Origin of the sequence: Canibacter zhoujuaniae (assembly GCF_011752005.1) — a bacterium.
GTDB classification, from domain to species: Bacteria; Actinomycetota; Actinomycetes; order Actinomycetales; family Microbacteriaceae; genus Canibacter; species Canibacter zhoujuaniae.
On record NZ_JAAIJZ010000002.1, the window covers coordinates 298,209 to 322,028 of the forward strand.

At 55.3% G+C, this 23,820-nt stretch carries 18 protein-coding genes and 1 pseudogene; 10 read left to right on the forward strand and 9 right to left on the reverse strand.

Translation table 11 applies throughout. The annotated features are described in order from the left end of the window. The first annotated feature begins 2 nt into the window (after positions 1–2). From HCR00_RS05330 to HCR00_RS05345, 4 genes are all read left to right on the forward strand, one after another. On the forward strand, positions 3–1,256 hold the full coding sequence (locus HCR00_RS05330; protein WP_167143392.1) for a glycosyltransferase family 4 protein: 1,254 nt from the start codon (positions 3–5) through the stop codon (positions 1,254–1,256). A 9-nt stretch (positions 1,257–1,265) separates the two neighbouring features. After that, positions 1,266–1,850, forward strand: a complete 585-nt coding sequence (gene purN / locus HCR00_RS05335; RefSeq protein ID WP_167143396.1) for a phosphoribosylglycinamide formyltransferase — start codon at positions 1,266–1,268, stop codon at positions 1,848–1,850. A gap of 64 nt (positions 1,851–1,914) precedes the next feature. Beyond that, positions 1,915–3,579 (forward strand): bifunctional phosphoribosylaminoimidazolecarboxamide formyltransferase/IMP cyclohydrolase, encoded by a 1,665-nt coding sequence (purH, locus tag HCR00_RS05340; RefSeq protein WP_167143398.1) that lies wholly within the window; start codon positions 1,915–1,917, stop codon positions 3,577–3,579. A gap of 69 nt (positions 3,580–3,648) precedes the next feature. Beyond that, positions 3,649–3,999, forward strand: coding sequence for a hypothetical protein (locus tag HCR00_RS05345; protein ID WP_166985582.1), 351 nt, complete (start codon positions 3,649–3,651; stop codon positions 3,997–3,999). 101 nt (positions 4,000–4,100) lie between these two features. Here HCR00_RS05345 and HCR00_RS05350 read toward each other — a convergent pair whose 3' ends face one another. Beyond that, entirely contained in the window at positions 4,101–5,123 is a 1,023-nt protein-coding gene (locus HCR00_RS05350; RefSeq protein ID WP_166986540.1) for an agmatine deiminase family protein, read from the reverse strand. 87 nt (positions 5,124–5,210) lie between these two features. Continuing rightward, positions 5,211–8,921, reverse strand: a pseudogene (locus tag HCR00_RS05355) (multifunctional oxoglutarate decarboxylase/oxoglutarate dehydrogenase thiamine pyrophosphate-binding subunit/dihydrolipoyllysine-residue succinyltransferase subunit); the annotation flags it as partial. 224 nt (positions 8,922–9,145) lie between these two features. On the opposite strand from HCR00_RS05355, the gene HCR00_RS05360 reads away from it, so the two are divergent. Continuing rightward, positions 9,146–10,525, forward strand: a complete 1,380-nt coding sequence (locus HCR00_RS05360; RefSeq protein ID WP_166985576.1) for a hemolysin family protein — start codon at positions 9,146–9,148, stop codon at positions 10,523–10,525. After that, entirely contained in the window at positions 10,522–11,568 is a 1,047-nt protein-coding gene (locus tag HCR00_RS05365) for a hemolysin family protein (protein WP_166985573.1), read from the forward strand. Before HCR00_RS05360 ends, HCR00_RS05365 begins: the two co-directional genes overlap by 4 nt. A gap of 38 nt (positions 11,569–11,606) precedes the next feature. Here HCR00_RS05365 and metX read toward each other — a convergent pair whose 3' ends face one another. Together metX and HCR00_RS05375 are read right to left on the reverse strand one after the other, a co-directional pair. Then, the gene (gene metX / locus HCR00_RS05370; protein ID WP_167143403.1) at positions 11,607–12,821 is read right to left on the reverse strand and encodes a homoserine O-acetyltransferase MetX; all 1,215 of its coding nucleotides are present in this window, start codon (positions 12,819–12,821) and stop codon (positions 11,607–11,609) included. 76 nt (positions 12,822–12,897) lie between these two features. Next, a complete protein-coding gene (locus HCR00_RS05375) occupies positions 12,898–14,190 on the reverse strand; it encodes a bifunctional o-acetylhomoserine/o-acetylserine sulfhydrylase (protein WP_166985567.1) in 1,293 nt (430 codons plus the stop codon). Positions 14,191–14,298: 108 nt separating this feature from the next. On the opposite strand from HCR00_RS05375, the gene HCR00_RS05380 reads away from it, so the two are divergent. Then, a complete protein-coding gene (locus tag HCR00_RS05380; RefSeq protein WP_243854558.1) occupies positions 14,299–15,063 on the forward strand; it encodes a uracil-DNA glycosylase in 765 nt (254 codons plus the stop codon). Positions 15,064–15,172: 109 nt separating this feature from the next. On the opposite strand, the gene HCR00_RS05385 is transcribed toward HCR00_RS05380, so the two are convergent. Both HCR00_RS05385 and HCR00_RS05390 read right to left on the reverse strand, forming a co-directional pair. Then, positions 15,173–16,525 carry an NAD-dependent succinate-semialdehyde dehydrogenase gene (locus HCR00_RS05385; RefSeq protein WP_166985564.1) on the reverse strand — a complete coding sequence of 451 codons (1,353 nt, stop codon included), beginning with the start codon at positions 16,523–16,525 and terminating at the stop codon, positions 15,173–15,175. Between the two features lie 113 nt (positions 16,526–16,638). Next, a complete protein-coding gene (locus HCR00_RS05390; RefSeq protein WP_167143406.1) occupies positions 16,639–17,859 on the reverse strand; it encodes an MFS transporter in 1,221 nt (406 codons plus the stop codon). A 119-nt stretch (positions 17,860–17,978) separates the two neighbouring features. Between HCR00_RS05390 and HCR00_RS05395 the strand changes: the two genes are divergently transcribed. Then, complete coding sequence (locus HCR00_RS05395) at positions 17,979–19,124, forward strand: AI-2E family transporter (RefSeq protein ID WP_243854559.1); 1,146 nt, start codon at positions 17,979–17,981, stop codon at positions 19,122–19,124. A 78-nt stretch (positions 19,125–19,202) separates the two neighbouring features. Here HCR00_RS05395 and sufU read toward each other — a convergent pair whose 3' ends face one another. Both sufU and HCR00_RS05405 read right to left on the reverse strand, forming a co-directional pair. Continuing rightward, positions 19,203–19,673, reverse strand: a complete 471-nt coding sequence (sufU, locus tag HCR00_RS05400) for a Fe-S cluster assembly sulfur transfer protein SufU (protein WP_167143409.1) — start codon at positions 19,671–19,673, stop codon at positions 19,203–19,205. Between the two features lie 2 nt (positions 19,674–19,675). After that, positions 19,676–21,010: an aminotransferase class V-fold PLP-dependent enzyme gene (locus HCR00_RS05405; protein ID WP_167143412.1), complete on the reverse strand. Its 1,335-nt coding sequence runs from the start codon at positions 21,008–21,010 to the stop codon at positions 19,676–19,678. 80 nt (positions 21,011–21,090) lie between these two features. Between HCR00_RS05405 and HCR00_RS05410 the strand changes: the two genes are divergently transcribed. Next, positions 21,091–21,744, forward strand: a complete 654-nt coding sequence (locus HCR00_RS05410; protein ID WP_166985552.1) for a trimeric intracellular cation channel family protein — start codon at positions 21,091–21,093, stop codon at positions 21,742–21,744. Here the strand turns inward: HCR00_RS05410 and HCR00_RS05415 are convergent. Then, entirely contained in the window at positions 21,664–22,857 is a 1,194-nt protein-coding gene (locus HCR00_RS05415) for an MFS transporter (protein ID WP_167143418.1), read from the reverse strand. The genes HCR00_RS05410 and HCR00_RS05415 overlap by 81 nt on opposite strands. 55 nt (positions 22,858–22,912) lie before the next feature. Between HCR00_RS05415 and rsmI the strand changes: the two genes are divergently transcribed. Further along, complete coding sequence (rsmI, locus tag HCR00_RS05420; RefSeq protein WP_167143421.1) at positions 22,913–23,761, forward strand: 16S rRNA (cytidine(1402)-2'-O)-methyltransferase; 849 nt, start codon at positions 22,913–22,915, stop codon at positions 23,759–23,761. Positions 23,762–23,820: the final 59 nt, after the last annotated feature.

Consider the following 23,820-nt stretch of genomic DNA (forward strand, 5'->3'; position numbering starts at 1 on the left):
GAGTGGAACTAACTAAGGCTCGCGTTAACCCGATACACAGGGTCGCTTTGGTTATCGACTATTCCCTGTCATACCTTGGGGGAGCTCAAAGCGCGTTTTTAGATCACGCGCACGCGCTCGCTGGTTACGGGCACCGTGTAACGATTATCGCTCCCGGCACCAAAGACGATGCCTGGGTTAAAGAGTGGGGCGGCAGTGCGCTACCGATTAAACCCGCTGGAACGCTGCCAGGCCTTGACCTTCCTATTATCCGCAACCGAGCGGGTTTGCGTGCCCAGCTTGCAGACTACCTGCGGCGGCTGCACATTGATATCGTGCACACACACTCTGAGTTTGGGTTGTCTGCTGCCGCGGTGAGCGCGGCACGCGACGAGGATATTCCGGTTGTGCACACCGTGCACACTTTCTTCTGGCAGGCGCGCCTTGCAGGGCCGATCGATATACTCGGTGCCGCTGCGGTGCGCAGCGGAATAAACTGGTTAACCCGCGGGGAAGCAGCGCTCGGAAAAGCCACCCCCGGCAGTGGGGTATGGCCTAATAAACGCACCGATGCGCTGTTGCAGGAGGTAACCGCCTCAGCTGCGAGCCGGGCAGATATCACTATTTCACCGTCTGCTCATCAGGCAGATAAACTGCGCGCTGCCGGTGTCGGTGAAGTGCGGGTGATACCGAACGTGAACACACGCAGTGATTTTGGTGCGCCACTAACGGCAGTGGAGGCACCCTTACGTCTGGTCTGGGTGGGGCGACTGGTCGCAGAAAAACGTGTGCTCGAGTTTATTCAGGCTATCGACGCAGTTGTTAAAACTTTAGGATCTGCGGCGCTTACTGTGCAGATTATCGGGGCCGGGCCGCTGGAGCGCGCCGCACGGAGGAGCGCTGCGCACCTACCGATAACCTTCACCGGCCGACTGTCGCGCGAAGAGGTGACGCAGCAAATGCGCGCTGCGCACGCGACGGTGCTAACAAGTTTTGGTTTTGACAATCAACCGGTGACAATTATTGAGTCTGTGCACGCTAGAAGACCGGTTATAGTTTGCGATCCGCAGCTGCGGGAGGGCCTTACCCACAGTGGAATCTATGCTGCAGGGCCTAATCCAGCAGAGATTGCCGCAAAAATAGTGGAGCTGGTGCGCGATCCAGCTAAGCTGCTTTCTGCAAGCGAGGCGACGGTCATTGACGCGACAGATTTTGACCCGGCCAATCACGTGGCAAAGCTTCGGGCAGTCTATGCGCAGGCTGAGTTAGCGAGTTAAAATTAAATGGTGCTAGACATTGTTGTGCTCATCTCCGGTTCTGGAAGCAACCTAAAATCCCTGCTCGAACAGGCCGCAGCTGGAGCGCCGTTTCGGGTGGTAGCGGTAGGTGCCGATTGTGATGCCCCGGGGCTCGCGCACGCAGAAGCACACAGTGTTCCAAACTTTATTGTGAAGCCGTCAGACTACACAGACCGTGCCGCTTGGGGTGCAGAATTCGCCGAAAAAATTAAAGAATTTGGCGTCGATGCGGCAAACGGTCTGGTGGTGTCAGCGGGTTTGATGCGTATTTTGCCACCAAATTTTATCGCTGAGTTTAGCCCGCGTCTAATAAACACTCATCCAGCGCTGCTGCCCTTATTTCCGGGTGCGCATGCCGTGCGTGATGCGTTAGCAGCAGGTGCTACTGAAACCGGGGTTACTGTGCACCACATCGATGAGGGCGTTGACACCGGCCCGGTTATCGCGCAAACGGCCGTGCCAGTATTAGACGGCGACGATGAAGCAACCCTCCACGAACGCATCAAGGTAGCAGAGCGACAATTGCTCGGCCGAGTGATCGCCCAATTCGCTCGCGGAGAACGTAATTTTTAGCGCCAGAGACTAAGCGGGTGTGCAAAGCGCTGATCCGCAAGAAACTAAAACCAAAGGAGCACCAGTGGCAGTAGCCAGCAAAGATCCGAGCCTCTACAAGCACCGCGACCAGATTGCGGTTAAACGAGCACTAATATCGGTGAGTGATAAAACCGGGCTGCTTGAACTTGCTGCGGCGCTTAACAGTGCGGGCGTAGAGATTGTTTCGACCGGCTCAACTGCAGCGCAGATCCGTGCAGCAGGCTACCCCGTGCGAGATGTCTCAGAGGTGACCGGTTTTCGGGAGGCACTCGACGGGCGCGTGAAGACTCTGCACCCAGCGGTGCACGCAGGCCTGCTCGCCGATCTTCGACTTGAAGATCATCAGCAGCAGCTCGCAGAGCTCGGCTATGCCGGATTTGAGCTCGTTGTTGTGAACCTGTATCCATTCGCAGAGACGGTTGGCGCGGGTAAACCAGCCGCAGATATCATCGAAAATATCGATATTGGTGGCCCTGCGATGGTGCGGGCGAGCGCGAAGAATCACGCAAATGTTGCGATCGTTGTATCACCCTCCCGCTACCCGGATATTATCGCCGCAATCGAAAACGGTGGCACAACCCTAAATCAGCGTCGCGCCTTAGCGACCGAAGCTTTTATTCACACCGCAAACTATGACGGTGCTGTTGCAAACTGGATGCTCGACCAGGAGCAAAACGCTTGGGGTGAGAGCGATCTTGCCGTTGACTCTTATGACGCCGAAGATAACGCTGATGTGATTTTCGAGCCGGTTGAAAACGCTGTGGTGACATATGATCTCAGCGGTGTTCGCGAAACTGTTTTGCGTTACGGTGAAAATAGCCACCAGCGGGCGGCCTTGTTTGCTGATCTTGACTCCACCGGTATCGCACAGGCAGAGCAATTGCACGGCAAAGAAATGTCATACAACAACTATGTTGATGCTGATGCTGCTCTGCGTGCGGCATACGATCACCAGCAGCCAGCGGTTGCAATTATTAAGCATCAAAACCCGTGCGGCATTGCTGTGGCGCCCGCAGATGCTGCAGATGCGATCGCTGCAGCCCATAAACTTGCGCACGCCTGCGACCCTGTGTCAGCTTTCGGCGGAGTAATCGCTGCGAACCGTGAGGTGACCGAGGAAATGGCCAAGACTGTTGCCGAGATCTTCACTGAGGTTATTGTGGCCCCCGGGTTTACCCCGGAGGCGTTAGCGATTCTGACGCAGAAGAAGAATTTGCGCCTGTTGCAGCTCCCGGCTGATTTTGCACAGTCAAAGACTGAGGTGCGCCCGGTTTCTGGGGGCTTCCTGGTGCAGGATGCGGATCGCAGCTTCAAGCCGGCTAGCCAGTGGGAGCTTGCTGCGGGTGAACCTGCTGCGCCAGAGGTGCTTAGCGACCTAGAGTTTGCTTGGCGGGCGTGCCGTGCTGTTAAGTCGAATGCGATTTTGCTTGCAGCTGGCGGCGCGAGTGTCGGTGTCGGCATGGGGCAGGTAAACCGTGTAGATTCAGCGCGTCTCGCAGTGTCACGTGCGGGGGAGCGAGCCGCCGGCAGCGTTGCTGCATCGGATGCCTTCTTCCCGTTTGCAGACGGTTTGCAGGTGCTCATTGACGCTGGTGTGACAGCGGTAGTGCAGCCCGGTGGCAGCGTGCGCGATGAAGAGGTAATCGCTGCCGCTAAAGCAGCCGGGGTAACCATGTACTTTACCGGCGAGCGTCACTTCTTCCACTAGTATTGGAAGGCTTACCTAAAGCTACTCATTTTGAGCACGTCAAAACTGTGAAAAGGTTACTGTAGAAGAATGGTTATTCTAAAAAGTATTGTTCTTGTTCTGCATCTTTTATCATTCGGTGCTATTTTTGGCGCATTAATTGGCCAGTTTAAAAACGCAAAAACTGGTAAAGCAGTTATTTCTAATGGCATAATGCACGCCACCACTGCGTTGTTGGTGACCGGGCTGCTGCTCGTTGGCTTGATTTACGCCCTCGGCAGCGAACCGAACAACATGAAGATCGGTGTGAAGACTGCCGTGCTGCTCGTAATTTTCGGTCTAGTGATTGCGAACCGGAAAAAAGAGAATGTATCAGCCGGTGTGCTCGGTGGTATTGCCGGTTTGCTCGCGCTAAACGTAGCGCTTGCAGTGATGTGGTAGGTCTTAATTAGATTAAAAATCGCCACTTCCCGTGACCTGTTTATTTAAAAAGTTTGGGAAGTGGCGATTTTTTATGCGCACAGCGCAGTTAGCGCAGAGGGCTAGTTATCACCCTGGGTTTGTGGCTGCTGCTGGGTAATGCAGTGAATACCACCGCCACGAGCGAAGATCGGGCGGGCGTCTATTCCCACAATCTTGCGGCCGGGGTAGACTTCCCCGAGCACCGACTGTGCATAATCGTCTGCAGCCGCGTCTCCAAACGCGCAAGCGATAACAGCATCGTTGATAACAACGTGATTGATATAGCTGTAATCAACAAAATCCTCTGCATCGCGCAACTGAGACGGTGCCGGCAGCGTGATAATCTCTGTTTTGTCACCGCGTTCGGCAAGCCATTTCTTCGCGATTTCGAGATTATTGCGTGCGATTTCGTGATCTGGGTGGCTGGTGTCACGCTGCTCATGCATGAGCAGCACCTCGGGGGTTGCAAACGCAGCGAGAATATCACTGTGCCCGCGGGTGCCGAACTCGTCGTGATCGCGATACAGCCCACGAGGGAGCCAGAGCACGCTATCGGTGCCGATAGTGCGCTGGAGTTCTGCCTCAACCATTTCTTTCGTGTATTCGGGGTTGCGACCCGGATCAAGCTGCACAGTTTCTGTGATGATGACACGGCCGGTGCCGTCTACCTGGATGCCGCCGCCCTCATTCACCATGTCAGAGTTGATAAGCGTTGCTCCGCTTGCTTCGGCGATGATGCGGCCGATGTGTTGGTCTTTATCCCACTCTGCCCACTCCTGTTGGCCCCAGCCGTTGAAGACATAGTTCACCGCACCCAGTCGGCCATCTGTATCGAGCACAAAGCTCGGGCCGATGTCGCGCATCCAAGCATCGTTGAGCGGTGCAGTCAGAAGCTCAATAGAGCTGCTGAGATACTTGCGAGCAATCTTTTCATCTCCAGGATTTACAACCACGGTGACAGCTTGAAACTCACTCGCCGCGTTAGCAACAGCTGCCCAAGTCGTGTGTGCCTCCGCAGCAAACTCAGCAGTGTCGCCAAGGAGATAACCACCGGTAGGCCACGCCATCCAGAGGCGTTCCTGCTTGTGTCCTTCTATCGGCATACGCCAAGTGCTTGTCACTCGTGCTCCTTTTGCTCTGTTGTGTTAATCCACAATATTTATGATCGCTTTTAGCGGTGCTGTCTGTGTTTACAGTGAAGTTGCCGCAGCTATCAGTTGCTCCTGCTCAACTGCGTGCACTTTCGCGCTACCTGTGGACGGCGATGCCGCCTCCGGGCGAGATACAACACGGGTTTCGGCGAGCGTCGGAATCTGGCGGAACTTGTTCTGCAAGAACGGCCAAGCCCCCTGATTCTCAGGCTCATCCTGAACCCAAACGAACTCGGCGCCGCGGTAGCGCTCAAGCGCAGAGAGCAGCTCCGTTTCAGGGAGCGGGTAGAACTGCTCCAGCCGCACGATAGCGATGCGATCTTCGCCCTGTTTTGCAATCTCGTTTTTCAGGTCGTAGTAGACCTTGCCGGCGGTGAGCAGCACACGCTTTACCTTGGTTGCATCGGCAGTGTTATCGCCAATCACCGGACGGAAGCGACCCTGTGTGAATTCGGCGACACCGCTTGTCGCACCGCGCAGGCGCAGCATTGACTTCGGGCTGAAGACAATGAGCGGTTTGCGCGGCCGCTGATATGCCTGGCGACGCAGCAGGTGGAAGTGGTTTGCCGGGGTTGAAGGCCGCGCAACGATCATGTTCTCCTGCGCACACATTTGCAGGTAACGTTCGATACGTGCTGAAGAATGGTCTGGCCCCTGACCCTCATAGCCGTGCGGTAAGAGCATAACAACTGAAGAACTCTGACCCCATTTTTGTTCAGCGGATGAGATAAACTCGTCAACCACCGTCTGCGCACCGTTAGCAAAATCACCAAACTGTGCTTCCCAGATTACGAGTGCGTCTTCACGCTGCAGTGAGTAGCCGTACTCGTAAGCTAGCGCTGCATACTCTGACAGCAGTGAGTCGTAAATCCAGAAACGAGCCTGATCTTCAGACAGGTTCAGCAGAGGCAGCCACTCTTGGCCGTTCTTGTAGTCGTGGAATGCGGCGTGCCGCTGCGCAAATGTGCCGCGCCGTGCATCCTGACCTGCGAAGCGTACCGGGGTGCCCTCAAGCAGCAGAGAGCCAAGAGCGAGGATCTCGCCAAAGCCCCAGTCAATGCCACCATCACGGCTCATCTTTGCACGCTTCTGAATCAGCTGTTCAAGCTTCGGATGCACAGTGAAACCGTCTGGTTTGTTCAGGTGCGCGTCACCGATTTTCTCTATAACTTCGGTCGATACAGCGGTGTCAACCGGGTCAGCATCGGCAAGAGATGGGACCTCTTTGGCCTTCTCCAGCTCAGTGTTGATAACACCGGTCTGCGCAACATGTGTCTCGTCAAAAGCCTGCTCGAGCTTCTTTCTGAAGCTTAGCTTTGCCTGCTCGTACTGCTCTTCGGTGATATCACCGCGGCCAACAAGTGCTTCCGTGTAGAGCTTTCGAGTTGAGCGTTTCGCCTCTATTAGTGAGGTCATCATAGGCTGGGTCATCGACGGATCGTCACCCTCATTGTGACCGCGACGGCGGTAGCAGACCAGGTCGATGATGACGTCTTTGTGGAACTTCTGCCGGAACCTAAACGCTAACTCAGCAACGCGCACAACCGACTCAGGATCATCGCCGTTAACGTGGAAAATCGGTGTCTGTACTGTCTTGCCAACATCGGTTGAGTAGACACTAGAGCGTGAGTCGATTGGCAGAGTTGTGAAGCCAACCTGATTGTTTACGATGATGTGAATCGTGCCACCTGTGCGGTAACCGCGCAGCTGACTCATTTGCAGTACTTCGTAAACAATTCCCTGACCGCTGAATGCGGCGTCGCCGTGCACAAGAACCGGCAGAGTGGCGAACGAACCGATCGGTTTTAGATCCTGTTTTGCGCGGACGATACCGCTGAGCACACCGTTCACAACCTCAAGATGTGAGGGGTTTGCGGCCAGGTGAATTGGCACCTGAGTGCCGTTCGGCGCTGTGAATACACCGGAAGCGCCGAGATGGTACTTCACGTCACCGGAGGCACCGGCCTCTGATTGTGATCCTTCAAATTCACGGAAGATTTGGCCGTAGCTCTTCCCGGCGATGTTTGAGAGCACACTCAAACGGCCGCGGTGAGCCATGCCGATATCAACCGACTCAACGCCGTCTTCAGCAGCATCGATGAGCATCGCATCAAGCAGCGGAATCAGCGACTCGCCGCCCTCCAAGCTGAAGCGTTTTTGCCCCACGTACTTGGTCTGCAGGAATGTCTCAAAGGCCTCAGCCTCGTTCAATTTTTCGAGAATGCGCATCTGGGTTTCTTTTCCAGGCTTCTCATACGGGCGCTCGAGCTGATCGCGCAACCAGAGCCGCTGCTCAGGATCCTGGATGTGCATGTACTCGATGCCGATCTTGCGGCAGTAAGAGTCGCGCATTACGCCAAGTATGTCGCGCAGCTTCATAACATTGCGACCACCAATGCCGCCAGCTACAAACTCGCGATCGAGATCCCAGAAGGTGAGACCGTGGTTCTCAATCTCAAGATCGGGGTGCGTGTGCTGCTGGTATTCGAGCGGATCAATGTCTGCCATCAGATGCCCGCGCACACGGAAGGAGTTAACCAGCTCCTGCACACGCGCGTTCTTGTCAACATTGCCCTGGTGGCTGTCAATATGAATATCGGTTGCCCACTTCACCGGAGCGTATGGGAGGCGAAGAGCAGCGAAGATTTCTTCATAGAATTCGTGCTGGCCAATTAGATGCTCGTGCACAATTTTTAAGAACTCACCAGAGCCGGCACCCTGAATCACACGGTGGTCGTAGGTGCTGGTCAGAGTGATTGTCTTTGAGACACCGAGGTTGGCAAGAGTTTCTGCAGCAGCTCCTTGATACTGGGCGGGGTATTCAAGAGCACCTGCGCCCACTATGCAACCCTGACCGTTCATTAGCCGCGGGATAGAGTGCACAGTGCCAATGCCGCCCGGGTTCGTGAGAGAAATTGTTGCACCCTGGAAATCTGTGGCTGTGAGCTTGCCCGCACGGGCGCGCTTAACGAGATCTTCGTACGCTGCAAGATACTCATTAAAGTTGAGGGTCTCTGCCTGCTTAATTGCAGGCACCATCAACTGGCGTGAACCGTCAGGTTTTGGCAGGTCGATCGCGATCCCCAAACCAATGTGCGCAGGGGTGACGAGCGCCGGCTTGCCGTCAACCTCAGTGTATGCGACGTTCTGGCTTGGGAACTGTTTCAGCGTCTTGATTAGGGCCCACCCGATGAGATGGGTGAAAGACACCTTGCCACCGCGCGTGCGACGCAGGTGATTGTTGATCACGATCCGGTTGTCGATCATCAGCTTTGCTGGAATAGTGCGCACGCTTGTTGCGGTCGGAATTGAGAGGCTCGCATCCATGTTTTTTGAAATGGTGCGAGCAACACCCTTAAGAGGTGTTATCACATCTTCGGCAGCCTCAACATCGCCCTTTGGGGCTACTTTTGGAGCGTCTGCGGGGATCGGGGTGGTGCGTGGTGCCTGATTTGTAGTTTTTGCAGCAACACTGGCATTTGCGGTAGGAGCAGCGCTGCCCGTCGTTGCTGCTGGGCCTGAGTTTGCAGGAGCAGTTGTTGGCTGTGCCTGGCTTGGCGCACTTGCCGGTTTACTAGCCTGCGATGCTGAAGAAGCGCCGGTCACCTTATCAATGTCACCACCAGCTGCCGCAACCTTCTCCATGACCGGCCACCAAGACTCATCCACGGAGTTTTTATCGGTCTGATACTGCTTATAAAGCTCCTCGACTAGCCAGGCGTTAGCGCCAAATGCTGAATCAGTCACGGTAGCTGCCTCTTTCTGCTGGGGATAGCTGCGTTGGTATTACCACGAGTGTTTAAGCGGCAAGTGGAGTTTGCCTACACGTATGTCTAGCCTACCTAAAATTTAGGGTCGTGTGGGTGGCTAAAAGTTAATTTTCACAGCTAATTTAGGTACAGTTATACGGTTATGGATTCATTGCCTCGAAGTAGTAAGCCTTGCCAGTGTGGCGAGGCCTTTTTGGAGTTACTGTGAACGAGTGGCTTCTGCTGATAATCGGGATTGTGCTAACTTTTGGCACCGGTGTTTTTGTTGCCGCTGAATTCTCTTTAGTTGCCTTAGATAGGCATGAGCTGGAACGCCAGCAAGCGGCCGGCGAGAAGCGACTGGGCCCAGTTATTAAAGCCTTGCGGATCACCTCAACCCACCTATCAAGCGCACAGCTTGGTATTACTCTAACTACTTTGCTTGCCGGCTATACGCTGGAGCCAGCGTTTTCAAAGATGCTGTCGCGGCCGCTTTCTAGTCTTGGAGTTGCAGAGAATTTGCTGCCGGTCATCACAGTTCCTGTCGCAGTTGCAGTTGCAACACTGCTGTCAATGATTATCGGCGAGCTAGTGCCGAAAAATTTTGCGCTTGCGGTGCCTCTGGCAACAGCAAAACTTGTTGTGCCGATCCAAACAGCTTTTACAACGATTTTTAAACCGGCAATTATCGTTTTGAACGGCAGCGCCAACGCTATGCTGCGCGGCATCGGGATAGATCCGAAGGAAGAACTCTCTGGCGCGAGATCCGCAGAAGAACTTGCCTCTTTGGTGCGCCACTCGGCGGCATCGGGAGTTTTAGAGGCTGACACCGCAACTCTGCTCGACCGCACCCTGCATCTTTCTGAGCTGGCTGCAGCCGATGCGATGACACCCCGCTTGAAGATGGAATCAGTGCAGCGTCTTGAGATGGTGCCTGAACTGATTGAGCTCTCGGGTAAGACCGGTTTTTCTCGCTTCCCGGTCATAGATGAGGATCGCGACGATATTGTTGGAGTTGCGCACGTTAAGCAGGCAATTGCAATTCCGCGGGAGAAGCGCGGTGAGGTGCCGGTTGCTGCGATCACTGAAGAGGTGACGCGCGTGCCGGAAACTATGCCACTCGACCTGCTGCTTGCTGAGCTGCGCGACGCCGTCTATCAGTGCGCGATTGTGGTTGATGAATACGGCGGCACAGCTGGCTTTGTGACGCTTGAAGATCTGGTTGAAGAACTGATCGGTGAGGTTGCCGACGAACACGATCGCGCACAGACCGGAATTATCGGATCTGCCGATAAACTCTTGATTCCTGGTGAACTGCGGCCAGACGAACTCGCGCAGCAATCGGGTGTTGTGATCCCTGAGAGCGGTGAATACGACACTGTGGCCGGTTTTATGCTGTCAGAGCTTGGAAAGATTCCGGTGCCGGGCGATGAAATATCCCTCGCAGATGGCGCAACACTGCGCGTGGAGCGAATGGACGGGCGCCGTATCGCGCGCATTCGCTATCAGGGGCCGCCGCTGCCTGAGGGTTATGAAAATGGTGAGTCAACTGAAACTGGGACAATAGTTTTGCCGCATCTGCGTGACAGGGAGGTGGAACGATGAGTGACTGGGCTGGAATTATCTGGCTGTTTGTGCTGCTTGCCTGCAACGCATTTTTTGTGGCTGCCGAGTTCGCAGTTATTTCTGCACGCCGCTCGCAGATTGAACCGCACGCTGAAAACGGCTCACGCGCCGCAAAGACTGCGCTCTGGGCGATGGAGCATGCTACGTTGATGCTCGCCACCAGCCAGCTGGGGATAACCGTTTGCTCGCTTTTGATTCTGAACGTATCTGAACCAGCGATTCACCACCTGCTGGAGGTGCCGCTTAAAGCCACGGGGCTTAGCGCCGACATGGTGGTGATTATTTCATTTGTGCTGACACTGCTTTTGGTGACATACCTGCACGTAGTTTTTGGTGAAATGATGCCGAAAAATGCGGCGTTTTCGATTCCGGATCGCGCGGTGCTGTTGTTAGCTCCGCCGCTGGTTGCACTCTCGCGCGCCGTGAAGCCAATCATCTGGTTTATGAATGCAATTGCGAACGGTGTGCTGCGCCTGTTTCGAGTGCAACCGAAGTCTGAGGCTAACTCGACATTCACGCTCGAAGAGGTTGAGAGTATCGTAGCGAATTCAACCCGCGAGGGCATGCTCGAAGATCGTTCCGGGGCACTCAAAGCAGCTTTTGAGTTTACGAATAAACAGGCGAAAGATCTAGCTGTGCCGCGCGATGAGTTGGTGATGCTAACGGAAGAAGCAACACCGCTCGATGTTGAAGCTGCGGTCACAAAGCACGGATTCTCACGCTATCTCATCGTTGACAGCAGCAGTGAGCTTGTTGGTTACGTGCACATTAAAGACCTTTTACGCACGAGTGAGAAGCGTCTTGCTGAGCCGATCCCCGCTAAAAGGTGGCGGCAAATGGTGACGGTTAACGCTGATACGGATCTTGAAGATGTGCTGCACAGACTGCAGAGCAAAGGCACCCACCTTGCTAGAGTGCACGACTCCACCGGCGTGGAACTCGGCGTGCTGTTTCTGGAAGATGTTATCGAAGAATTGGTGGGCGAGGTTAACGATGCAACTACACGACGCCGCTACAGCTAGTTAGCTTGCGGATCCGCTAGCGCATTCCTGCCGGAAGATTATGTCGTTTGCGTATCGAGTAGATCAGCCAGTGCGGCGCCGACTCGTTCATGCTCGATGAGGAATGCGTCGTGGCCGTAGGGGCTGTCCAGTTCCAATGCCGTCTCGCCGGTGAGGCTACCGGGAACTGCGGCTGCGATACGATGCTGGCCATCAATGGTAAACAGACGATCCGACGGAATACCGACCACGAGCGTGGGAACTGTAATAACGCTTAGGGCCTCGGCAACACCGCCACGGTCGCGCCCAACATCGTGTGAGTTCATCGCCTGCACAAGAGTGAGGTAGCTGCCGGCGTCAAACCGTCTTGTGAATTTATTGCCGTGAAAATCTAGGTATGACTCAACAGCGAATCGACCGCCGCCACCTAAGGGGTTTAGTGTTGACTGCCATGCGCGCCCGAATCTGGAATCTAACTCAGTGTTCGATCGATAGTTTAAGAGGGCTAGTCTGCGCGCGGTGGCAAGCCCGTTGTGAGGGCCGTGACCGTGAGGTAGGTCGTAGTAGTTGCCGCCGTGAAAATTTGGATCCGACCGAATCGCCTCGAGCTGCACGAGATTCAGCCCTATCTGATCGGCCGTTAGCACCGGGGGAGCTGCGATTGTTGCGATGCGCTCAGCCCTGTCGGGAAACATTATCGCCCACTCTAGTGAGTGCATGCCGCCCATCGAGCCGCCGATAACCGCGGCGAATTTGTGAACACCTAATTTATCAGCCCAGGCGGCAGCTGCTTTCACCTGGTCTCGAATTGTGAGAAACGGGAAGCGGCCGCCCCATTCAGTGCCGTCTTGTGCCAGCGATGAGGGGCCGGTTGAACCTTGGCAGCCGCCGAGCACGTTGGGCGCGAGCACACAGTATTTTTCAGTATCGAGTGGTTTGCCGGGGCCGACAACATCCTCCCACCAGCCGGCGGTTGAATGTCCCGGTGCAGCCGGGCCGATCAGATGGCTGTCGCCTGTAAGTGCGTGAAAGACGAGAATAGCGTTGTCCCGGGTGTCGTTGAGCTCGCCAAACTGCTCATAGGCGATGACCGATTCGGGCAGGGTTTCTTTGCTTTCAGTTTCAAACGCACCGATTTTTACAAACTTTCGATTACCAACAGGGTCACCTGTGCGCCAGGCTCCCGTCACCGGTGGCTTGCCTAGGAGTGCCCGCAGTTGGGCATCCGTAATAAAATCAGCCTGCGCCGAGTCTTCGTGTGTTTGCCAGTCCATGGTCTTTCTAGCAGATAATTTTATCGGGTGTGAGAGCGCTAGAGGCTCTCACACCCGACTTCCTGAGGAGGGAGATTTATGCGGTTGCGGCAGCCAAAGCCTTTTCTAGGTCTGCCTTAATGTCGGCAATGCTTTCGATACCGATTGAGAGACGCACCAGCCCGGGGGTGACACCTGCCTGTGCCTGCTGCTCCGGGGTCAACTGCTGGTGAGTTGTAGAGGCCGGGTGGATTGCGAGTGAGCGTGCATCGCCAATGTTTGCAACGTGGCTGAAAAGCTCGAGTGCGTTGATGAACTTCTTGCCAGCTTCAACCCCGCCCTTTAGCTCAAATGACAGCACTGCGCCAGCACCCTTAGGAGCGTATTTATTTGCATTCTCATACCATCTGCTTGATGGCAGGCCAGCGTAGAAAACAGTTGAAACAGCATCGTGGTTCTCGAGCCATTCAGCTACCTGCTGCGCATTTTCAACGTGCCGTTCGATGCGGAGAGACAGAGTTTCAACACCCTGCAACAGCTGCCATGATGAGTCTGCTGAGAGAGCTGCTCCGACGTCGCGCAGTAGCTGCACGCGCGCCTTAATAATGTAGGCAATTTCGTCGCCGACCGCGTCAGTGTAAACAACTCCGTGATACGACTCATCTGGCGCGGTCAGGCCTGGGTAGCGCTCGGCATGTTCAGACCACTTAAACTTACCGCCGTCAACGATGACACCAGCAACGGTGGTGCCATGACCGCCTAAGAACTTAGTTGCTGAGTGCACAACAATGTCAGCGCCGTGCTCGAGCGGGCGAATCAGATATGGGGTTGCAATAGTGTTGTCAACAATCAGTGGCAGACCGTTTTCGTGCGCAACTTCAGCGACAGCCTCGATGTCTAACACGCTAATTTGTGGATTGGTAATGGTTTCAGCAAAAAAGAGTTTAGTGTTTGGTTTTACTGCTTTTTGCCACGCTGCGATATCGTCCTGGTCGACAAAGGTAACCTCGATGCCGAGCTTCTGAAGTGTGTATTTGAAAAGATTGTAGGTGCCACCGTAAATCGCGGTTGATGACACAATGTGGTCACCAGCTTTAGCAATGTTCAGGACTGCAAAAGTTGTTGCTGCCTGACCGGAGCCAACAGCGAGCGCAGCTGATCCGCCCTCTAACGCAGCTATACGCTGTTCAAACACATCGTTGGTGGGGTTCATGAGGCGGCTGTAAATATTGCCAAACTCAGACAGCGAGAAGAGGGAAGCGGCATGATCTGTGCTGTTGAACTGGTAGGCGGTTGAGCGATACACCGGTACCGCGCGAGCGTTGGTGGCTGGGTCGACCTGCTGGCCGGCGTGAATTTGCTTTGTTTCAAAGCTCCAGTTTTCTGACATTTTGTGCTCCTTGTGAGGTTAGTGCGATGCGATTGATGTGTTGTAAGAATATTAAGTTCACGCGGTAAACGGGCGCTACTTGAAATTCATACTCTGTAACATTGGAGGGTGAATAACACCGATTTCACCGTAAACACGGTGCTTGCGGGTGTGCATGCCTCATGGCTGCCTGTGCTTGATGAAATTCGCCCGCAGTTAGTAGAAGTGCTGCAGAAAGTGTCTGCGGATCGCGCGGCAGGGCGACAGATTCTGCCAGAGCCGGCGCGAGTTTTCGCTGCCCTAGCGGAGCCTTTTGACAGTGTGCGGGTGCTGATTATCGGGCAGGATCCGTATCCCACCCCGAGCCATGCGGTGGGGGTTGCGTTTGGGTGCGCCGCTGATGTGCGGCCGCTGCCGGCATCGCTGCGCAATATTTATAGAGAACTGGAGAGTGACCTTAACGTTGCTGCTCCCGCAACTGGGGATCTTGCTGCTTGGCAGCAGCAGGGGGTGCTGCTACTGAACACCGCGCTGACAGTGCGCGCGGGGGAGGCAGGCTCACACGCACGGTTTGGTTGGTACGCTATCGTCGAGCACCTCGTGCGAGCGCTGACAACGCGCACCACCAAGGGCGGGCAGCAACTGCCGCTCGTCGCAATTCTGTGGGGGAAGCACGCACAGCGTTTTCGGAGTGTGTTAGTGCCGGAAAGCTCCAACTGTGACATCCGCACCGTTGCTGCTACATCTGCTGTGCGCATCATAGAGTCGGCGCATCCGTCTCCGCTTTCTGCGTCACGCGGGTTTTTCGGTTCCCGTCCGTTTAGTAGCGCAAACACTCTGCTGGAATCCCTGGGCGCGCCAGCTGTTGTGTGGGCAGCGCAACAGCGGCACTGATGTGTAACAGCTGATAAATATAGCGGGTATACAAGAGGGGTCAGCGTCGAGAGTGACTCGGCGCTGACCCCGATGCTGCCGTAGAGCGGCAGCTCAATTATGTGATAGCTTACGCAGCGAAGCGGTAGAGCTTCTTGTTTGTGAACTCGTCGATACCGTACTTACCGATCTCACGGCCGTAGCCTGACTTCTTTACGCCACCGAATGGCACGTCGACGCCCTCAAGCCCTGAAGCGTTGATGAACACCATGCCCACCTCGAGCTGGTCACCAACACGCTCTGCGCGCTCAACATCGTCGCACATAACGACAGAGCCGAGCCCGTACTGTGAGGAGTTAGCAAGCTCGATAGCCTCTTCATCGCTTGACACCTTGTAAAGCTGAGCGACAGGCCCGAAGAGCTCTTCGCTGTAGGCATCCATGCCCGGCTTCACGCCGCTGAGAATGCTCGGGGTGAACCAGTTGCCGTCAGGCTCTGCATCGCCGACAACGAGCTCAGCACCCTGCGCAACTGCGTTCTGCACCTGCTGCTTCAAAGTCTCGGTTGCTTTTGCGCTTGACAGTGGGCCGTAGTCGCCGTTGTCTGCATTCTGGTTAGCGATTGCAGCCTTGAACTTCTCTGCAAACTCGTCATAAACGGTGTCGAGCACAACAATGCGCTTTGAGCCGTTGCAGGCCTGGCCGGTGTTTTCCATACGGCCGCCAACTGCATACTCAACAGCTGCGTCTACGTCTTTTACATCGAGCACGATGAAAACGTCTGAGCCGCCAAGCTCGAGCACACACTTCTTGAGTGCGCGACCTGCTTGCTCAGCAACAATTGCGCCAGCACGCTCTGAACCGGTCAGTGACACAGCTGCGATGCGATCGTCAGCAATAATGGTTGAAATCTGGTCGTGTGTCGCAAAGACATTCACGTATGCACCTTCAGGGAAGCCAGCATCGCGGAAAATTTTCTCGAGGAACAGTGCTGTCTCTGGGCACTGGTCGGCGTGCTTGAGCACAACGGTGTTACCAACCGCAAGCACAGGTGCTGCAAAGCGAGCAATCTGGTAGACAGGGTAGTTCCAAGGCATGATGCCGAGTATCGCACCAATTGGCTTACGCTTCACTACGGTCTTCAAGCCGTCTTCTACCGTGAGCTCGTCATCCTTGAGCCACTCTTCAGCATTGTTTGCAAAAGCCTCGATAATTCCGGCTGAGAATTCTACCTCGCCCTTCGCCTGCTCGAGCGGCTTTCCCATTTCGCGGTTGAAGATTGCTGCTAACTCGTCCTGGCGTTCCATGTGCAGCTGGGCGACCTTCTTCAAAAGTTCTGCGCGTTCAGCAACAGTGGTTGTTTTGCCCCAATTCTGATAGGTCGCGTGTGCGCTTTCCAGCGCTGCTTCAATCTGCGCATCGGTTGCGGTGTCGTATGTTTTGACAACTTCACCTGTAGCCGGGTTGGTTACTGCGTAGTTCATTTTTCTCCAATCAGTGAAACAGCGGTGTCTACTGTCACTAGATAGTGTTGCATAAATCCGCTGAAAACACACTCAGAGCGGCTGGGTGGACACAGTAAAAACTGCCTCACCGCTTAGCCGATAGCCTCAGGTGGGGTAATCGCGGTGAACTGCTCGGTGTCTGCGATTGGGCTCGCATCGCGACCGCGCAAATCTGGCACCACTGGGATTGCCAGCAGCGAGATAAAGACGGTTAGCGCCCCTGCTACAGCTGCGACAACAAAAGCGCCGGTCGGCCCGAGGCTGTCGATGAAGACACCCGCTAACGCTGACCCGAGCGCTGCCCCGATCAGCTGGCCTGTGTTGCTCCAACCGAAGGCTTCTGCGGTTTCTGAAAATTTTACGGTTGATGAAATCAAACTTGCGATAGACGCTAACGCTGGCGCCATACCGAACCCGGCAACCATAAGCCAGGCCGCCAACCACCAAAAATTGGTGCTGAAAATGCACATTACAATTCCGATAGTGACGATACCAAGTCGGCTTGGCAGACTCCATTTGTGCAGTGCACGATGGCCCATAAAGACACCACCCAGCAGTGATGCTGCTGCGCTCATTCCTAGCAGGACGCCACCCTCGAGACCTTCGTGGCCGTAGATGGCCACAATCCCCGCCTCAAGCGCCGCATAGGCGGTTATGAAAGCAAAGCCTGTAAGGGTTGCGAATAGCACTGTTTTTCGAGTCAGCACAGCGCCAAAACGCCTGCGTGCTGTCGGGATTGCGACGCGACTAACTTCGGGGTTAGAGAGGAACCAGGTCGTGCCCAAGATAAGAATTAAAACAGCAATTGTGAGACCCCACGGTGGGCCAAACTGGACAGCTGTAAAAACTGCAACAACAGGGCCGATAACCCAGATTATCTCCTGTGCGGCAGCATCGAGCGCGTAAAGAGCAGAGAGTTGCTTGCCGGGCACCATCTTCGGATAGATTGTCCGCGCCGCAGGTGCGACTGGCGGGGCGAAACCGGAAACGATAGCGGCAGCTACGATCCAGATAATATTTGCCGGCGCGTAAGCGATTGCAAGCAGAGCACAGGCGGTTACGAGGGTTGATACAGCAAGCACCGGGCGCATACCGTATTTGCCCATCATGCGGCTTAATACGGGGCCAGCAACAGCCGCAGAAATTGAGCTTGCTGCAAGCGCAATGCCGGCCTCAGTGTAGCGGTGAAAGAGCTGCTCAACATGCAACAGGATGATGAGCGACGTCATCCCCCAAGGGAAACGTGCAACAAGTTGGGCTATGAGTACTCGATAAACACCTTGCGAAGAACGCAGATCCCGATAAACACCCATGGCGCAAATTCTAGCGGTGATTGAATTGTCAGCGCTAATAGAGCGCCCGTTAACTAAGCCGCACAAGCCGTTGCTAGAATAATGGAAAAATTTTAGACCGAGAACAGGCTAGGAGAGAAGTGCTAGGTAGACTATTCCGCTCACACACAGAAGCGCAGCGGGTTGAAGACACCCGCCGCATGGTGGGCGCCTGGGGTGACGGTTTTGGCCTATTTGCTACTCGCTCCCTGCAGATTATTATCATCTTGATTCTTGCAACTGCAGCAACTCTAGGTCTCGGTTATCTAAAATCTATATTTATTCCTGTTCTGATAGCAGTGATTCTCGCAAGCACCTTCAACCCGGTTATGGTTTGGTTGCGCGCTCGCAAAGTGCCCAGTGTGCTGGCAACGCTGATTGTGCTGCTGGGCGTTCTTGCAGCCTTCGTCGGAATGGGTTGGCTGATTGTGTGGGCGGTGCAGAACCAGTGGGCCGAGCTCTCACAGCGTGCGGAAGAAGGCTATAACAAGGTGCTCGTATTTGTGCGAGACCTGCCTTTTGAAATCCCGGTCGATCGGTTTGAAGAAGTGCGCGACCAGGCTGTTGAATACGCAACGAGCAGCGGTTTCTTGAGCGGTGTGGCCGGCGGTCTCTCGTCAGCTGGTACCGGTGCAACGGCTGTCGTGCTAACTATCGTTGTGCTGTTCTTCTTTTTGAAAGATGGACAAAAGATTTGGGCTTTCCTGTGCCGCCCATTCCGTGGTGAAAACTATGCGCGAGTGCAGCGCATCGGAGCCGCATCAGTCGATACTTTCGGGGCTTATGTGCGTGGTACAGCAATGGTGGCTTTGGTTGACGCTGTTGGTATCGGGATCGGTCTGTTGATCCTGCAGGTGCCGCTTGCGCTGCCGTTAGCTGTGTTGGTGTTTGTGCTTGCGTTTATCCCGATCGTTGGTGCGGTTACCGCCGGTGTGCTCGCTGCGCTTGTCGCATTGGTCTCTAACGGGCTCACCAGCGCCCTGATTGTGGTCGCGCTTGTGATCCTGGTGAATCAGCTTGAGGGAAACCTGTTGCAGCCGGTGCTGATGGGCAACGCCCTCAGTCTGCACGCTCTTGTTGTGTTGCTCGCTCTTGCTGTGGGTACCGTCACCAACGGCATCCTCGGTGCTGTGCTTGCAGCTCCTCTGCTTGCGGTTGTGTGGGGTGCGGTGAAGGTTTGGAACGGCAAGGATGAGCCGGCAGATTGGGCAAAACCGAGCGCCCGAGAAAAAGCGATGTATAAATAGGGCGGCTTAAGAAACACCTACATGAACCTTGCGCACAGTCGTAACTGTTAAGCACCTGCGCAAAGTTTAAGCCGCTGTTTATTCGCTGAGCTGCGCTTCTAGCTGACGCAGATCTGCCTCAAGCGCAACCCACGAGAGCATTGCGCATTTAACGCGCATCACAAACTTTGCGACGCCTTGAAACGCGACAGCATCACCGAGCAGCTGTTCATTCGGTTCACCCTCGCCGCGCGACTGTAGCATCTCGCGGAAAGCGTCGATGCGCTCTTGTGCTTCTGCGATAGTCAGAGGTTTTTCTTCGAGGAGTTCGGTGAGGATCGAAGCGCTCGACTGTGAGATAGAACAGCCCTGCCCGCGCCACTTAACCTCTGTGATCGTGCCGCTTTGCGCATCATAGGCAACATCGAAGGTGATCTCGTCACCGCAGCTTGGGTTTAATTCATGGTGTGATGCGGTGTGGCCCGTCTCTGATTCAAGCTCACCCCGGCCGTGTGGGCGCTTAGAGTGGTCGAGAATAAGCTCTTGGTAGAGCGAATCAAGTGCAGACATGTTTACACCCCTCCAAAGTAACGCTGTGCTTCTTTCAATCCAGCGATGAACTGTTCAACCTCAGTGTCCGTATTTGTGAAGTGCATGCTCGCGCGCACAGAGGCGGTGATCCCGAGCTCGCGGTGCAGTGGTTGTGCGCAGTGATGGCCAACACGAACCATAACTCCGAGTGTGTCGAGAACCTGCCCGATATCGTGTGCGTGAATACCGCTCACAGCAACCGCTGTGAGCGCAACACGCTGCTCTGGGTTGCTCGGCCCGAGCAAACGCACACCGTTTAAACCGGCGATGCCCTCGACAAGCTGTGTGACCAGCTGGTGTTCTGTTGCGGCAGCGCGGCCGGCATCGACACTGTCTAGATAGTCAATTGCAGCTCCCAGCCCGACTGCTTGTGACACGGGTTGGGTGCCCGGTTCGAAACGGTGGGGAGCTGGCAAAAATTCGGCGTGCTCGAGCGACACCTTGGTAATCGCAGAACCGCCAACCCGGATTGGTGGCAGAGCGTTTAAAAGCTCGGTTTTGCCCACCAGCGCCCCGATACCGTATGGTGCAAACAGTTTGTGACCTGAAAAAGTCATGAAGTCAACACCGAGATCGGTGAAGTTGATTGGAATGTGTGGCGCCGACTGGCAGGCATCGAGCACAATAACCGCACGCTCATTTGCGTGTTTGCGTGTTGCAGCAACAACCTCGTGCACCGGTGCGATCCAGCCGGTGACGTTTGAAATGTGGGTGAATGCAACGATTCTTGTGCGGTTATTGAGTCTCGCGACGAACTCATCGAGCTCCCAAATACCGTCAGGGGTTACCGGCACGACAACCAGTTTTGCACCTGTGCGCTGCGCTAGTCGCTGCCAGGGAATAAGATTCGCGTGGTGTTCGGCGGCGGTAACAACGATTTCAGCGTCACTATCAAGCGCGAAACGGTCAGAGCCTGGCACTGCCAGAGCGGGGGAGGTGACACCGAGGCTGGCCTCACTAAAGCCACCTGCGAGAGTGTTTAGCGCATCGGTTGCGTTGCTCGACCACACAACTGTTGCATCACTTGGTGCACCAACGAACTTGTGCACTTTATCGCGCGCGCCCTCAAAAGCGAGCGTCGCTGCGCCAACCACGGCGCTCGTGCCGCGGTGCACCGCCGCATTGTTTTCGCGCAAGAATTTATTTTCTGCATTAATTACTGTTTCTGGGCGCTGTGCTGTTGCAGCAGTGTCAAGGTAGATTGCGCGATCCGCTGCAAATGCGCTGAAATCCTGTCGCAGCTCTGCTACCTCGGTGGGGGAAAACGGTGCTGCCGCCCGTAACTTAGCAAGTTCTAACTCTGCACGATAAGTCATAGTGCTTCTATTCTGGCACCCCTGCCCGAATGAAACCTAGAGTGTTCGCCGCACGCGAAAGGCTCGCTAAAATTAGAGGCGTGTACGGCGAAGTAATAAACCAGATTTTGCAATTTGCGGGAATTTTGGCCTTTGCGATTTCTGGCGCGCTCGTCGGTGTGCGACAGAATCTTGATCTGCTTGGCATCATCGTAGTGGGCTCCTCAACCGGAATCGGTGGAGGCATTCTGCGCGACGTGCTGCTCGGAATCAACCCACCTACGAGTCTTGTGTTTTGGCCGAATGCAGCCGTCGCAGTTGCCGGCTCACTGCTGGTGTTCTTCTTTCACCCCGGCATCACCCGCAACCGTCACTTCGAGGTGGTCTTTGATGCGTGGGGGCTCGGGCTTTTCAGCGCCAATGGCGCAGCCTGGGCAATTTCAGAGGGGCACACCTTGCTAACTGCGGTGTTTGTGGGCACAATCACCGCAATCGGTGGCGGAGTTGTGCGCGATGTGCTCGTGAATCAGGTGCCTGGTGTGCTCACTCGTGAACTGTATGCGGTGTCTGCGTTTACGGGAGCGTTTGTCGCAGCAATTCTGCAGATGCTGACGGGCCGCATTGTGCTTGCGAGCGTAGTCGGCGTTATTTTTGGGATCACCCTGCGTTTACTGTCATACTCGCGTGGTTGGAATCTGCCGCGCCCGCCGCGCCCGTTCGGCCAGAGCATCCCAAACGGCGATCAGCAGCATTAGCCCGCCCGCTGCAAGCGGTAAATGCAGCGCCAGCTCAACACCCCAGCGATCCGCTGCAAAACCTGTCAACGCAGAGCTGACAGACTGACCGAGTGTCAGCGCAGCTCCCAAAACAGTCATCACCGTAGCTGCGCGCCCGGCCGGCGAGCGTAAAGACGCGAGACTGTAGATTGTGACTAACGCAGGGCCGACCCCAACACCAATGAGGAGCATTGCTGCCGCAAGCCCAAAACCCGTTGGGGTGACAGAGTAGAGCACAGCACCAGCAATTACTATCACCCCTGCCACCAGCCAGCGTAGATTTTGTGAGATGTGTGCGGGTAGGCGACCCACTAGCCAGGCGCAGACTGCTGACCCAACCCCCATCAGTGAATACCAGATACCCGCTTGACTCTCCTCGCCGCTCAGCTGCATCAGTGCGGTCAGTGAGACCAGAGTGCTGCCGAAACAGAATCCGATAGCGAGAAGGCCGAGCGCTGTGGTTAAAACAGGGCGGTGCAGCAGGTGACTCAGCGGTACGGTGGGCGCGGTAGCTTGCGTCACAGCTGTGACAGCATTGGCGGAGCTGTGCAGGGCGAAGGCGGTGCACAGAACGATTGTTAGCGCCGCTGCCACAACTAACGGAGTTGCCGCACTAAAGGCTGTTGCGAGCATACCCACCACGAGTGGGCCGAACACAAAACTGATCTCATCGAGCATCGCCTCTGTTGCAAACGCGCGGTTTCGGTCGTGCAGATTAGGTGTTGCGGCGGCAGTGCGGGTGCGGGAGAGTGGCCCGACACAGGGGGCAGAAGCACCCAGCACAAACGCGCCTATTAGTAGCAGCCAGTCAGGCGCAGAGCTGTATGCGAGGACGGCGAGATTTAGCATCGCTAGTGTGTTCACAATGGTTGCGCTGAGCACCACCCGGCGCTGCCCGAAACGATCTGCTAACGCCCCAATAACACCGGCAAATGAGGCGTGCCCAATGCCGAGAACTGCGGCGTTGTAGCCACCAAGGGTGACAGACTCTCGGGCGGCAACAACCACTGTCAGCGACCCGATTATAAGCATTGCAAACGGAAAACGTGCCGCAAAAGAAAGCAAAAAATAACTAGAACCGAGTGGTCGCATACGCTCAATTTTATGCTTAGCCGCGGTAATCGAGTGGCAGAGTAGACTGAAGGACATGCTAATTCTCGCGGCAACTCCGATTGGCAACCTCGGTGATGCCTCACCCCGACTGCGTGAGACGCTCGCCGCGGCAGATATTATCGCAGCCGAAGACACCCGTACCACCGGGCAGCTGTTGAAGCTGCTCGACATCAACCACAGTGCGAAGCTTGTGCCCCTGCACGATCACAATGAGCGACAGAAAGCGGATGAGCTTGCAGCAGCTGCGGTGACACAGCTGGTTGTGCTTGTGAGTGACGCCGGTATGCCAACCGTATCTGATCCTGGATTTCGGGTGGTTGCTGCGGCTATTGCGCGTGACGTTGAGATTAGCAGCATTCCCGGGCCTAGCGCGCCAGTGACGGCGCTTGCTGTGTCTGGGATTCCCACAGACCGCTGGAGTTTTGAAGGGTTTGTGCCGCGTAAAAGCGGTGACAAGCGCAAACTGTTTGCGTCGCTCGCAAACGAAACGCGCACCATGCTGTTTTTTGAGAGCCCGCACCGGGTGCATGAGACGCTGCAGGCTATGCAGCAGTATTTTGGTGCAGAGCGGCAGGCCGCACTGTGTCGGGAACTTACTAAGCTGCATGAAGAGGTCATCAGAGGCACGCTGCAGAAGCTAACAGCTGCGACGGCAGCGGGTGTGCGCGGCGAGATTGTCTTGGTTGTGGCCGGGGCAGATCCGCAAATTGATACTCCGGAAACTGCGCTTCAGCGGGTGCTTGAGCGAGTGGCAAGCGGTGAGCGCGTCAAGGACGCGACGCGTGCAGTTGCTGCAACCAGTGGTATTCCGGCACGAGAACTGTATGCGATGGTGACAGCTATGAAAGATAGTGCACGTCGTGGCGCACTGAACGAAAAATAGTAGAGATTGTCGGCGCGGGTTCAGCTAATTCATATTTAGTTGCTACAGACTCTTAGTGT

Excerpts from the sequence above, each read along its gene's own strand:
- HCR00_RS05345 (WP_166985582.1), top strand. The coding sequence starts at position 3,649 with ATGGTTATTCTAAAAAGTATTGTTCTTGTTCTGCATCTTTTATCATTC.
- HCR00_RS05350 (WP_166986540.1), bottom strand. The coding sequence starts at position 5,123 with ATGCCGATAGAAGGACACAAGCAGGAACGCCTCTGGATGGCGTGGCCT.
- HCR00_RS05365 (WP_166985573.1), top strand. The coding sequence starts at position 10,522 with ATGAGTGACTGGGCTGGAATTATCTGGCTGTTTGTGCTGCTTGCCTGC.
- metX (WP_167143403.1), bottom strand. The coding sequence starts at position 12,821 with ATGGACTGGCAAACACACGAAGACTCGGCGCAGGCTGATTTTATTACG.
- HCR00_RS05375 (WP_166985567.1), bottom strand. The coding sequence starts at position 14,190 with ATGTCAGAAAACTGGAGCTTTGAAACAAAGCAAATTCACGCCGGCCAG.
- HCR00_RS05385 (WP_166985564.1), bottom strand. The coding sequence starts at position 16,525 with ATGAACTACGCAGTAACCAACCCGGCTACAGGTGAAGTTGTCAAAACA.
- HCR00_RS05390 (WP_167143406.1), bottom strand. The coding sequence starts at position 17,859 with ATGGGTGTTTATCGGGATCTGCGTTCTTCGCAAGGTGTTTATCGAGTA.
- sufU (WP_167143409.1), bottom strand. The coding sequence starts at position 19,673 with ATGTCTGCACTTGATTCGCTCTACCAAGAGCTTATTCTCGACCACTCT.
- HCR00_RS05405 (WP_167143412.1), bottom strand. The coding sequence starts at position 21,010 with ATGACTTATCGTGCAGAGTTAGAACTTGCTAAGTTACGGGCGGCAGCA.
- HCR00_RS05415 (WP_167143418.1), bottom strand. The coding sequence starts at position 22,857 with ATGCGACCACTCGGTTCTAGTTATTTTTTGCTTTCTTTTGCGGCACGT.
- rsmI (WP_167143421.1), top strand. The coding sequence starts at position 22,913 with ATGCTAATTCTCGCGGCAACTCCGATTGGCAACCTCGGTGATGCCTCA.